10 protein-coding genes and 1 tRNA gene are annotated in these 11,895 nt (G+C 49.7%); 6 read left to right on the top strand and 5 right to left on the bottom strand.

Going from position 1 to position 11,895, the window contains the following annotated elements; all coding sequences use genetic code 11:
- Positions 1-155 precede the first annotated feature (155 nt).
- The 5 genes from hemH to hemA form a co-directional block, all read right to left on the bottom strand.
- Positions 156-1,196: a ferrochelatase gene (hemH, locus tag AKL11_RS14525; RefSeq protein WP_067518710.1), complete on the bottom strand. Its 1,041-nt coding sequence runs from the start codon at positions 1,194-1,196 to the stop codon at positions 156-158.
- 177 nt (positions 1,197-1,373) lie between these two features.
- Positions 1,374-2,597 (bottom strand): Na+/H+ antiporter NhaA, encoded by a 1,224-nt coding sequence (nhaA, locus tag AKL11_RS14520; RefSeq protein ID WP_253705211.1) that lies wholly within the window; start codon positions 2,595-2,597, stop codon positions 1,374-1,376.
- Between the two features lie 279 nt (positions 2,598-2,876).
- Positions 2,877-3,737 (bottom strand): peptide chain release factor N(5)-glutamine methyltransferase, encoded by an 861-nt coding sequence (gene prmC, locus AKL11_RS14515; protein WP_281180364.1) that lies wholly within the window; start codon positions 3,735-3,737, stop codon positions 2,877-2,879.
- Between the two features lie 3 nt (positions 3,738-3,740).
- A complete protein-coding gene (gene prfA, locus AKL11_RS14510; protein ID WP_067518709.1) occupies positions 3,741-4,829 on the bottom strand; it encodes a peptide chain release factor 1 in 1,089 nt (362 codons plus the stop codon).
- Between the two features lie 50 nt (positions 4,830-4,879).
- The gene (hemA, locus tag AKL11_RS14505; RefSeq protein ID WP_067519681.1) at positions 4,880-6,196 is read right to left on the bottom strand and encodes a glutamyl-tRNA reductase; all 1,317 of its coding nucleotides are present in this window, start codon (positions 6,194-6,196) and stop codon (positions 4,880-4,882) included.
- A 549-nt stretch (positions 6,197-6,745) separates the two neighbouring features.
- Between hemA and AKL11_RS14500 the strand changes: the two genes are divergently transcribed.
- The 6 genes from AKL11_RS14500 to AKL11_RS25685 all read left to right on the top strand — a co-directional run.
- Positions 6,746-8,569 carry a tetratricopeptide repeat protein gene (locus AKL11_RS14500; protein WP_067518708.1) on the top strand — a complete coding sequence of 608 codons (1,824 nt, stop codon included), beginning with the start codon at positions 6,746-6,748 and terminating at the stop codon, positions 8,567-8,569.
- A 16-nt stretch (positions 8,570-8,585) separates the two neighbouring features.
- Positions 8,586-9,221, top strand: coding sequence for a lipoprotein insertase outer membrane protein LolB (gene lolB, locus AKL11_RS14495; RefSeq protein WP_067518705.1), 636 nt, complete (start codon positions 8,586-8,588; stop codon positions 9,219-9,221).
- 29 nt (positions 9,222-9,250) lie between these two features.
- Complete coding sequence (gene ispE, locus AKL11_RS14490; RefSeq protein WP_067518704.1) at positions 9,251-10,150, top strand: 4-(cytidine 5'-diphospho)-2-C-methyl-D-erythritol kinase; 900 nt, start codon at positions 9,251-9,253, stop codon at positions 10,148-10,150.
- Positions 10,151-10,227: 77 nt separating this feature from the next.
- Positions 10,228-10,302: transfer RNA gene (locus tag AKL11_RS14485), tRNA-Gln, on the top strand.
- A gap of 141 nt (positions 10,303-10,443) precedes the next feature.
- Positions 10,444-11,385: a ribose-phosphate pyrophosphokinase gene (locus AKL11_RS14480; protein ID WP_067518703.1), complete on the top strand. Its 942-nt coding sequence runs from the start codon at positions 10,444-10,446 to the stop codon at positions 11,383-11,385.
- 230 nt (positions 11,386-11,615) lie between these two features.
- Positions 11,616-11,895 (top strand): hypothetical protein (locus AKL11_RS25685; RefSeq protein ID WP_436404678.1); only part of this gene is annotated, 280 nt, incomplete at its 3' end.

Genomic DNA, 11,895 nt, shown 5'->3' with positions numbered 1-11,895 from the left:
GAGCGTTGTAAGATCCAAGCTTTGTATAAGGCAGTCAGCTTGTGTGTGAAAATTCCATATATTGGTTTCATTTTGGCAATCTCGGGAGAAATACAGATTAAATAACCTGATAAGACTCTATCTAAAAGCTTGGATGTCATGAGTAGGATTAGAAATTAAACTATAGTGCATCCGATGCCTCCGCCCTGTCTTTCGACCCACGAGTGGAGCAAGTTAATCCATGCAGGATGATCATTCAGGCAGGGGATCAGCTCCAGGGATTCGCCGCCGGCTTCAATAAATTCTTCTTTGGCGCCGATGCCAATTTCTTCCAGAGTTTCCAAGCAGTCAGACACAAAAGATGGGCAGATCACCAGTACCCTTTTCGCACCCTGTTCAGCCAGCTGTTTAAGGACATCCAATGTGTTGGGTTCCAGCCACTTGGCTCTGCCCAGACGGGATTGGAAGCCTACACTGAATTTATCAACGGGAATGCCTGCTTTTTTCACAAAGGCGTCAGTGGTCTGGTAAACCTGATGACGGTAACAGGTTTTGTGAGCGACAGATGTCTTCTGGCAGCAGCTTTTGTCTTTCAGGCAGTGGCTGCCGGTTGGGTCATCTTTCAGGATGTGCCTTTCAGGCACGCCGTGGTAGCTGAATACCAGATGATCGTAGTCTGTTTCCAGCCAGGGCGCTGCACTGGTTACCAGCGCATCAATGTACTCATCATGGTCATAAAACACAGGATGCACGTTGAGCGGAATGGTGATGTTTAATTCTTTTACCAGGCTTTGTGCTCTTTCGATCACTGTTTTTACCGACGACATGGCGTAGTGCGGATAAAGTGGGAAGAGCAGGATTTCTTCAATGTCCGGTTCGTTGGCCAGTTTTTGCAGTGCCGCAGACATATCAGGCTTGCCATAACGCATGGCCAGCTCAACGGGGTGGGTGGTTTTCTGTCGCAGAAGTTCTGCGGACTTTTCGCTGTTCACTATCAGTGGTGATCCGGCGTCAGTCCAAATAGCCTGATACGCTTCAGCCGATTTTGCCGGGCGGGTCGGTAGAATAAAAAGGCTGAGTAGTGCCCGGCGAATCAGCCAGGGAAGGTCGATGACGTGCTTGTCCATCAGAAATTCATCAAGGTAACTGCGCACATCTTCAACGGATGTACTGTTCGGTGACCCTAGGTTAACCAGCAGAATGCCTCTTTTTTTCATGGGCGAATCAGTTCCACAATTAGTTCTATATCAGTTCTATATAGTTGGCGTAAATGCCATTGTTTCTTTTGAGTGCGTTATTGTTTATTCGGTAAGCGAGTTTAACAGCTCTGAGGGAAAAGGCGCTTTTATTTGCAGACAACACTGACTCGTTTTAGAGTCAGTGTTGCATATGGCTTAGACGTTTTTACGCCCAGCCCAATGAAGAACGGCGAAGCCAAAGATGGCGGATAGAATAGAGCCTGCCAGTACGCCAATCCGATCTGAAATCATGTAGCTGATGTCCACATTTTCAAACGCCAGAGAGCTGATAAACAGGCTCATGGTAAAGCCGATGCCGCAGAGGATGGACAGGCCATACATTTGAATCCAGCCAGCGCCGGTTGGCAATTTAGCCATGCCAGATTTCACCGCCAGCCAGCAGAAGCTGAATACACCAATTTGCTTGCCCAGGAACAAGCCGGCGACGATGCCCATGGGGATCGGCGTAAACAGACTTTGAATCTGCTGTGCGTTCAGTTCCAATCCGGCATTGGCAAAGGCAAAGACCGGGAGGATGATGTAATTCACCTTGCTGTGCAGATCGTGTTGCAGCTTCTTTAGAGGTGAACGTCCACGTTGGTCAACGGCTTTCAAAGGGATGGTAAAGGCCAGCAATACGCCAGCCAGTGTAGCGTGCACGCCGGACTTTAATACGCAGATCCAAAGCAGTGTGCCAACAATCAAATAAGGTGATAGCCGTGTGACGCCGCGATAATTGAAGATGGCCAGCACTGCCAGCAGTACTGCACCAATGCCCATGGATATCAGTGAAAGGTCTTCTGTATAGAACAGGGCAATAATAATGATGGCTCCTAGGTCATCAATAATGGCCAGAGCCAGCAAAAAGGTCATTAGAGACGCGGGAACTCGCTTACCAAGGAGGGCGAGAATGCCGACGGCAAAGGCAATATCCGTCGCTGCAGGAATAGCCCAGCCTTTCAGGGCTATCGGGTCAGCATAGTTAAAGGCAACGTAGAACAGCGCGGGAATCGCCATGCCGCCGATGGCGCCAATACCGGGCAGAATCACCTGGGCAGGGGAGCTGAGCTCGCCTTCTATAATTTCCTGTTTAACTTCCAGTCCAATCAGCAGGAAGAAGATCGCCATTAAGCCATCGTTAATCCAAAGTAATAGGGGTTTGTGGATGTCCAGCGGACCCACCATAAAGCGAACGGGGGTGTTGAGCAGGGCGTCGTACCAGGTGGCAAAGAAAGAGTTAGCCGCCACCATTGCCAATGCTGAGGCAATAAAGAGCAGTACGCCGATGGCGTAATCCTGCTGTAAAAAATTGTGAATTCGTCTGGCAAGCATGTTGTCTCCAAGTGCCTTAAGCGAACCGGCGGTTGCCAGTTGCCCCATATCCATTTCCGCGTGTGTGCGGTGCTGCACCGGTATATTGTTAATAGGCGCTGCGGGCAAAAATGGCGCTCAGTTTATATTGACTGAACCTTGCTTTGTATTAAGGGTAAATACTTAGGGTGGGGGCAGTTAGAAAAATACCAAGTAATCCGTTCATCCTGAGCCTGTCGAAGGATGGTTGCACCGCACTTCGACAAGCTCAGTGCGAACGGTGGTATGTTTTCCAATGCCACTTCCCTTACCGTTTCCGGGTTCACTATGACTATCGCCAATTTGCCGTTAGTGCATGAGTTTTTGTGCCAGTGTGACGCGTTCATGCCCAGCGAGATCCTGTTCGGTTCTCACGGCTGAATAGCCTGCCTCCAGGAGAATGGATCGTACGGCTTCTCCCTGATCGTAACCATGCTCTATTAATAACATGCCTTCATATTTCAGGGTATTGAAAGCATCTCTGGCAATGGTTCGAATATCTGTCAGCCCGTCTTCGCCGGAAGCAAGAGCAGACATTGGCTCAAAGCGAGCATCGCCTTGTTGCAGGTGTGGGTCATCGCTGCGGATATACGGCGGATTGCTGACAATCATATCCAGTGAGTCTGCTGCGAGCGTTGAGCACCAGTCACCTTCGTTAAATTGTACGTTCTGAACATCATTGCTGATGGCGTTCTCTTTGGCAACCGCCAGAGCTTCAGGGCTTTTGTCGACTGCAGTTACTTGCCAATCGGTTTGTTCTTTTGCTAATGCCAGAGCGATGGCGCCGGTGCCGGTGCCAAGATCAGCAATATTTGCTTGGCGGATAGGAAGTTGCTGGGCAAGTGCCAGTTCAACGAGAAGCTCTGTGTCGGGTCTTGGAATTAACGTCGCGTCTGTGACTTTTAGCTGCAGGCTCCAGAATTCCCGGTAACCGGTGAGGTAAGCGACAGGTGTTCCATTTCTTCGTTTTTTCAATAAAACGTTAAAGCTGGAGAGTTGTTCGTCGCTCAGTTCGGCTTCAGGCCAAGTGAAAAAGTAGGTGCGGGGTTTATCCAGAATGTGAGAAAGAAGTAACTCTGCATCCAGTCTGGGTGTGTCGCTGGCAGAAAGCATGCGGGATGCTTCTGCCAGAACTTGATCAATGCGGCGAACCCGTTTTGAATCGTTCAATGATTATTCGCCTGCCGCCAGACTGGCCAGCTGTTCAGTCTGATGTTCCTGAAGCAGTGGGTCGATCACCGGGTCCAACTCACCTTCAACGATTTCTGGCAGCTTGTAGAGCGTCAGATTGATGCGGTGATCCGTCACACGACCCTGCGGGTAGTTGTAGGTGCGGATGCGTTCGGAACGATCACCGCTGCCCACAAGGCTTTTCCGGGTAGCGCTGAGTTCTTTTGCGGCGGCGCTGTCCTGGGCGTCCTGAAGTTTCGCCGCCAGCCAGCTCATGGCTTTGGCTTTGTTTTTGTGTTGAGAGCGTTCGTCCTGGCACTCAACCACGGTTCCGGTGGGAATGTGGGTGATACGAATCGCAGAGTCCGTGGTGTTGACGTGCTGACCACCGGCACCAGAGGAACGGAAGGTGTCGATGCGCAAATCTTCCTTGCGAATATCAATGGCGGCCTGTTCATCAGGCTCCGGCATAACGGCCACGGTGCAGGCGGAGGTGTGAATTCGGCCTTGAGATTCCGTTTCAGGCACTCGTTGCACACGGTGTGCGCCGGATTCGAATTTCATGCGGCCGTATACATCACTGCCAATCACCCGGGTGATGATTTCTTTATAGCCGCCGTGATCGCCATCGTTGGTGCTGATGACTTCAATACGCCAGCCACGCTTTTCTGCGTATTTGGAATACATTCGGAACAGGTCGCCAGCAAAAATAGCCGCTTCATCACCGCCGGTACCGGCACGGATTTCCAGGAAGGTGTTCAAGCCGTCTCTTGGGTCTTTTGGCAGCAACAGAACTTCGAGATTGCTTTCCATCTCGGGCAGTCTTTCGTTACAGCTTTGCAGTTCTTCTTCTGCCAGTTCCGCCATGTCCGGATCGCCTTCGACCATCATGGCTTCGGCTTCTTTCTTGTCGCTGATGAGCTGCGCATACTCTTTGTAGGCTTTGACTACCGGTTCCAGTTCAGCGTATTCCTGGGACAGTTTGCGGAACTGGTCCTGATTGCTGATGACGCTGGCATCGCTGAGCAGGGCAGACAGCTCTTCAAAGCGGTCGCTGAGGTTTTCGAGCTTATAGAGAATGGATTCTTTCATTTCACTTTCAATTGATGAATCAGCAAAAAAAACAGTTGAACAGAACGCTTTTAAGCGTCCTGAGTAGACGTTGTCGGGTCGGTTTCCAAACCCAGAAGTTTTTCGGCCCACTGCAACTTTTCATGTTGACCGGATGCGGCTGCCAGCTTTAGTTGAACACTGGGGTGATGCATCATTTTATTGGTCATGGCGCGGGCGAATTGCTGTAGAACCTCTTCAGGGTTTGCGCCTTTGGCCAGCCATTGCATGGCTTTTTCCAGTTCTTGATCCCGCAGATGCTCGGTGTTCTGGCGATACTGTTTCAGCAAGTGTACCGCATCCAGCGCCCGCAGGCGGGTCATAAATTCGAAGGCGTCCGCTTCGATCATGCGTTCTGCCTGTTGGGCGGCATCTTTGCGCTGTTGCAGGTTGTCTTCAATAACATCCTGCAAATCATCAACGGTATAGAGGAATACATCGGAGAGTTCGCTGACTTCTGGTTCGATGTCCCGGGGCACTGCAATATCCACCATAAACATAGGCCGATGCTTGCGTTGCTTCAATGCCCGTTCAATAGCGCCTTTGCCGAGCACCGGCACCGGGCTGGCGGTGGAGCTGATGACGATATCGCTTTCATGAAGTACCTGGGGCAGGTCGGACAGTAATACCGGTTTGCCGCCAAACATATCTGTCAGGCGTTTTGCTCGCTCAATGGTGCGGTTGGCCACAATGATATTGGAAACACCTTGTTGGCAAAGGTGGCGGGCTGTCAGTTCGATGGTCTCACCGGCACCGATCAGTAAGGCCGTGTTCTGACTTAAGTCGGCGAAAATCTGCTTTGCCAACCGGGTAGCGGCGTAGGCTACTGACACGGGTTGCTGGTTAATAGCGGTTTCAGTTCGAATCTGTTTAGCGGTGGTGAAACCGTGCTGAAACAGTCGGTTCAAGCCTGAGCCTGCGGTACCTGCCTCTTGAGCACTGGCGTAAGCAGTTTTCAGCTGACCCAGAATCTGGGGCTCCCCCAAAACCATGGAGTCCAACCCGCAGGCAACACGCATTAGGTGCTTCACCGCTTCCCGGTCGTGGAAGAAATAAGAGTGTTCGATTAGGTGCTGGCTGCCGGTCTGGTGGCTCTCTATGCTGTGATAGCGAGTCAGCCAGTGAATAATTTGCTGATAGCAATCCTGAATGCTGCTTTCATCGTGATGCAAAGTGGCACAGTAAATTTCTGTTCGGTTACAGGTCGACAGAATGGCAATTTCATCAATGCCCGTGTATTGTCTGGCGTCCTGCAGGGCATCAGCTAGCTTGTCGGTAGAAAAGGCAACCTGTTCCCTCAGCGTAATTGGTGCTGTCCTGTGATTAATGCCAGCGGTAAAATACCCCATCAGACCTCTGTTGCTGTTCTGATTCACTGCTACCATAGATGCGACATAGTGCGTACAGAGCATCTATAAGTTTGAAATATAAATTTGAAAATGCCACAGGCCAGTTACTGTACTGTTACCTGACTGCTTTATATACCCGTCGCCTTTCAAGTTGCTACTTTGTTGGCCGCGTTCGCTCACACCGATCACCTACTCATTGTAGGCTCACGGAGCTTCGCTTACTTGCCGCCGCGTAGCAACTTGAAATCCTTTGGGTATAGTGTGTTGCAAATCCTGTTCAGGCTGTAATAGCCCTTTTGTACCATTAATCCAGAGAGCGGATTCCGTCTCAAGTGACTCTTTATATGAGATGCACACAAGATACATGCAAAAGAATCTTATGAAACTTATCAGCGCTTGCTGGATTGGCAGGTGTTTTGGCCGATCAATTCTGCAATGGAAAGCTTGCAACTGCAAACTCTCTTTGTTGCTTTTTTATCATAAGTTCCGTAGTGGCCTTTCGATGAAAGCTTCATCAGTTAACTTGACAGGGAACAGGGCGCATCACCCATGACCATATTGAATGCCGCTAAATACATTCTTCTGAAAGGTGGGCGTTGGGCTGCTCTATCTTTTGTTGTGCTTCTGACTGGGTGTGCCAGTCAGGAATTCTTGAGCGAAAATGGATTCTTCAATACCAAATCAGGCCAGTCTACACGCGCTATGGCTGCTGCTGAGGATGATCAGCCGGTGATACCTTTTGATGCCGAAACGCTTTACGACTTGCTGGTGGCTGAAGTGGGAGGCCATCGTAAGCGTTATGATCTGGCGTTGGGTAATTATTTAAAGCAGGCTCATAACACCAGAGATGCGGGTGTTGTGCAACGTGCTTATCAAATAGCGGTTTATGTGGGGGCGAGGCAGGCTGCGCTTGATTCTGTTCAGTTGTGGTCTGAGTTGCAGCCAAGCAGTCTCGAAGCAATCAGCAGTTTATCCCTTGAATTAGTCTACGCAGGGCAGCTGGAGCAATCTTTTCAGCAAATGCAAAAGGTGCTGGAGCTGGGCGGACGTGCTGCCTTTGATATGTTAGCTCGAGGTGCGAGTGGTCTGGATGGTGCGTCCGCTGATGGCCGCCGTCGCGCTTTGATTGATCAGTTGAATGGCTTGCAGGGACAGTATTCCAAAAATCGCGAGCTCATGCTTGGGCGAGCCATTCTGTTTCATCAAATCGGTGACTATGAGCAAGCGTTGACGCTGTCTGATAAGTTGTTGATAAAAAACCGTAATGATACACCAGTCATTATGGTTAAGGGCAGAGCACTCAGTCAGCTGAACAGAAATGATGAAGCAGAAAAATTACTGGTCAGTGCGCTTGAGCGTAATAGTGATAATGGCCGCTTGAGATTGTTGTACGGCAGAATATTGGTGCAACAGGATAAGCTGGTTGAGGCTCGGGCGCAGTTTGAAATTCTTCAGCGTCAGGCACCGGATGACAGTGATATTCTGCTGTCCCTTGCGTTGATCACCCTTGAAAATAATATGGATCAGGATGCTGAGTTGTATTTTCAGCAGCTGTTGGCTCTTGGTCAGCGCAGCAGTACGGCGAACTATTACCTTGGGCGCCTGAGCGAAAAACAGGAAAAGTATCAGGCGGCCAGAAGTTATTACGCCTCCGTAGACCCCAGCAAGGAATTTATGGCAGCCCAGATAGCCGTCACTCAAATGCTGGTTGAGCAAGGGCAGCTGGAAGAAGCTCGTGGTGTGATTGATAGGGCAAGAAAGAGAAATCCTGCCAAAATAGAAGCGCTGTTTTTGCTTGAGGGTGAACTGCTGGTAAGCGATCGCCAGTTAGAGAAAGCGCTTGAGTTGTTTGAGAGAGGGTTGAAAACCAACCCTGAGTCCACCAATCTTCTGTACTCCAGAGCCATGGCTTTTGAGAAAATGGATGATCTTGGTGGCTTGGAAAAAGATTTGCGTGAGATTTTGCGCATAGAACCCGATAATGCAGCAGCGATGAATGCGCTCGGATACACTCTGGCAGACCGAACCGATCGCCTGGAAGAAGCTGAGGCGTTAATCTCACAGGCCTTTGCGCTAAACGGTGAAGATCCCGCCATCATGGACAGCATGGGCTGGGTTCAGTTTCGTCTGGGTAACTATGAGCAGGCAGAGAAATACCTGAAAATGGCTTACGAGCGCTTCAAGGATGCAGAAGTGGCAGCGCATCTTGGTGAAGTGTTGTGGGCAAAAGGGGATCGCGAGGCCGCTCGTCAGTTGTTTGCAGAGGCTTTGAATGACAGTCCTGATAGTGTGATATTACAGGAAACCGTGGATCGTTTGATTGGCGGTCCTTTAGCGGAGCCGTCTGAGACGGTGAGTACGATCAGGAAGTAGATAGGAATATATGTAAGTGCCTGGAAAAGTGCGGGTTATTTTTTCTTTTTTTATGCAGAACCTATTTCGGGTTCTGTTTTTGCTTCTGCTTACCGGATGCGCATCCCGATCTGTTGATCAGGGTGTTCAGCTGTCTGATGAGGCGAGACATCAGCTCTGGCAGGGTCATGAACAGCAGTTAGCTGCACTGAAAACCTGGCAGATGAGCGGGCGGCTGAATCTGAAGGTACCCAAGCAGTCGGGCACCTTATCTGTCGATTGGAGTCAGCAGGAAGCTCAGTATCAAATTTATCTGGATGGTCCTTTCGGTGCCGCCATTGCGGCTATTTCCGGTGATCAGAATCAAGTCTCGGTGACGGCATCAGAAGATACGATGGTGGGTTCCTCTCCAGAAATGTTGCTTTATTCCATGACCGGCTGGCAGTTTCCGGTCAGTTATCTCAGGCGTTGGATCAAAGGGCTTCCTGTTCAGGGGGTGGCGTCTAAGCTGACTCTGAATAATCAGGGCTATCCCGAAAAGATTGAACAAGCGGGCTGGGTCATTGTCTATCAGCAATATAAGCCTTCGGGCTCGCTGTTGTTGCCGACCAGGTTGACCGTTTCCAATAAAGTGGTAAGACTCAACCTCTTGATCAACCAATGGTCTCTTTAGTGATCTAATTGAAGCATGGAATTTTTTTGATGCTGACAGAGCTGACGTTACCCGCCCCTGCCAAACTAAACCTGTTTCTCTATATTACGGGCAAAAGAGCGGACGGTTATCATAACCTTCAAACCCTTTTTCAATTTCTGGATATCGGTGATGAACTGACGTTTACCCTCAGTGATTCTGATGTCGAACTCACTACAGAACTTATCGGGGTTGCTCCGGAAGATAATCTGATCGTCAAGGCTGCCCGGTTGTTGCAACAGCAAACCGGTTGTCAGAAAGGGGTCCGAATCGCTCTGGATAAACAAATGCCCATGGGCGGTGGTTTGGGTGGTGGCAGTTCCAATGCCGCTACTACGCTTCTGGCACTGAACGTTCTTTGGAATTTAAACTTATCTGTGAATCAGCTGGCTGACTTTGGGTTAAAGCTTGGGGCAGATGTTCCAGTATTTGTTCGTGGTTTTAGTGCGTTTGCGGAAGGCGTTGGTGAAATACTTACGCCGGTTTTACCATCGGAAGACTGGTTTTTGGTCGCTGTTCCAGATGTTCATGTGAACACCGCGGCGATGTTTGGCCATCAGGAATTGACAAGAGATTCCTCCCCCATTAAAGTTGCCGCCGCTCTTGAGCAGGAGGGTCGAAATGATTTTCAGCCTCTGGTTCGATCGCTCTACCCTGAGGTTGATAAAACCATCTCGCTGTTGGATAATCTCGCAGATTCCAGCATTGGACAGGCTGTTATGAGTGGCTCGGGAGCATCTGTGTTTGCTCGGTTTGCCAGTCGTGAACAGGCATTGGCGGCTCAAGTGGCGCTCTCGTCCAGAGAGGCTGCAGCGGGGCTGTCAAAAGTACGCAGTTTTGTGGCGCGTGGCATGAATTGCTCACCGCTCTACAGTGCTTTGGAAAACGCAGGCTATGCCGTTAACGTTTGATGATTGCAGCTGTTAACTAAGTCTATTTATTACGATAAGTCGGCCAGAACTGTGCACGGATTGAGAACAATATTTACTGGGGTGTCGCCAAGCGGTAAGGCATCAGGTTTTGATCCTGACATGCGGGGGTTCGAATCCCTCCACCCCAGCCATATTCATACAGTCGCTTTTTCAAAGCGCTGTGATCGCTCAGTTCCCGCTGATGCGGTCTGTCCAGACTTCAAATTGTCTGGATTTCCCTATTCCAGTCGATATTTCCACCTCCGCCCAATACCCAACCAAGGTGATTTCCCGTGTCGAAAATGATGGTGTTTGCCGGCAACTCCAATCCGGATCTGGTTCAAAAAGTTGTCAATCACCTGCATATCCCGCTTGGCAAGGCCTATGTTGGCCGCTTTAGTGATGGCGAATGTGCCGTAGAAATTCAGGAAAACGTTCGTGGTCGTGATGTGTTTATCATCCAATCCACCTGTGCGCCAACGAACGATAACTTGATGGAGTTACTGGTGATGGCTGACGCTATGCGTCGCTCTTCTGCGGTTCGAGTAACGGCAGTGCTGCCTTACTTCGGTTACGCCCGCCAGGATCGTCGCCCTCGCTCCAGTCGTGTGGCCATCAGCGCCAAAGTGGTTGCGGATATGATCGCCAGTGTGGGTATTGACCGTGTTTTGACTGTGGATCTCCATGCGGATCAGATTCAGGGCTTTTTCGATATTCCGGTGGATAACGTCTACGGTTCCCCAATCCTGTTGGACGATATTGAGCGTCGTAATTACAGCGATGTGATGGTGGTATCTCCGGACCATGGCGGTGTGGTTCGTGCTCGTGCAGTGGCCAAACGTCTGAACTCTGACCTGGCGATTATCGATAAACGTCGCCCGGAAGCGAACAAAAGTGAAGTCATGAACATCATCGGTGATGTTTCTGGTCGTACCTGTATTCTGGTGGACGATATGGTGGACACCGCCGGTACGCTTTGTCAGGCGGCAGCGGCTTTGAAAAACAAAGGTGCCAAGGCGGTTTACGCTTACTGTACGCACCCTATTCTGTCTGGCCGTGCGCTTGAGAATATTGTGAATTCAGAGCTGGATGAGCTGGTGGTGACAAATACTATTCCTCTAAGCCCTGCTGCTCAGGCGCTGGATAAGATTCGTCAGCTGGATATGTCACCTTTACTGGCTGAATCTGTGCGTCGTATCAGCAATGCTGAATCGATCAGTGCTATGTTTCAGTAAACGCTGAACGGTGAATTGAAAAAAAAGGCGCAAGTATGCGCCTTTTTTTGACTTTAGTCTGATTTTTACGCTTTCTTTTATTGGCTCCTTTCTGGCGCATCTGTTTGTTATCAGGTATTCGCTCTATCCCTGCGGCTTATGTCTAAGAGATTTTCAAACATCTTTTTGTATGTGCTCAAAAACTAATTTTTTGAGGAAAACGGAGCGTCTAAAGTCTATCTTTTAAACTCATGAATATCTCTCTTACTAATAACTTCTCTGCTGAAAAACTGCTGGCATTTATTGCTCAGCAGCAGGAGGAGATTATTCAACAGCAGGAGCAAATTGCTCAACAGCGGGAACGGATAACTATTCTGGAAAATGAAATCACCCGACTGAAGAAACTAAACCCAAAGCCTGACATAAAGCCCAACACCAAGCCAACTGATACCAACGGTGATGATAACGAAAACGAGTGTCAGAGTGATGATAATGAGTCAGATGATGATCCAGAGTCGTCCTGTTCCGAAC

The organism is Endozoicomonas ascidiicola (assembly GCF_001646945.1).
GTDB classification, from domain to species: Bacteria; Pseudomonadota; Gammaproteobacteria; order Pseudomonadales; family Endozoicomonadaceae; genus Endozoicomonas; species Endozoicomonas ascidiicola.
The sequence above is the reverse complement of the archived record's forward strand: the minus strand, read 5'-3'. Positions and strand labels throughout refer to the sequence as shown.

Excerpts from the sequence above, each read along its gene's own strand:
- ispE (WP_067518704.1), top strand. The coding sequence starts at position 9,251 with ATGCTGACAGAGCTGACGTTACCCGCCCCTGCCAAACTAAACCTGTTT.
- hemH (WP_067518710.1), bottom strand. The coding sequence starts at position 1,196 with ATGAAAAAAAGAGGCATTCTGCTGGTTAACCTAGGGTCACCGAACAGT.
- hemA (WP_067519681.1), bottom strand. The coding sequence starts at position 6,196 with ATGGGGTATTTTACCGCTGGCATTAATCACAGGACAGCACCAATTACG.
- AKL11_RS14500 (WP_067518708.1), top strand. The coding sequence starts at position 6,746 with ATGACCATATTGAATGCCGCTAAATACATTCTTCTGAAAGGTGGGCGT.
- prfA (WP_067518709.1), bottom strand. The coding sequence starts at position 4,829 with ATGAAAGAATCCATTCTCTATAAGCTCGAAAACCTCAGCGACCGCTTT.
- nhaA (WP_253705211.1), bottom strand. The coding sequence starts at position 2,597 with ATGGGGCAACTGGCAACCGCCGGTTCGCTTAAGGCACTTGGAGACAAC.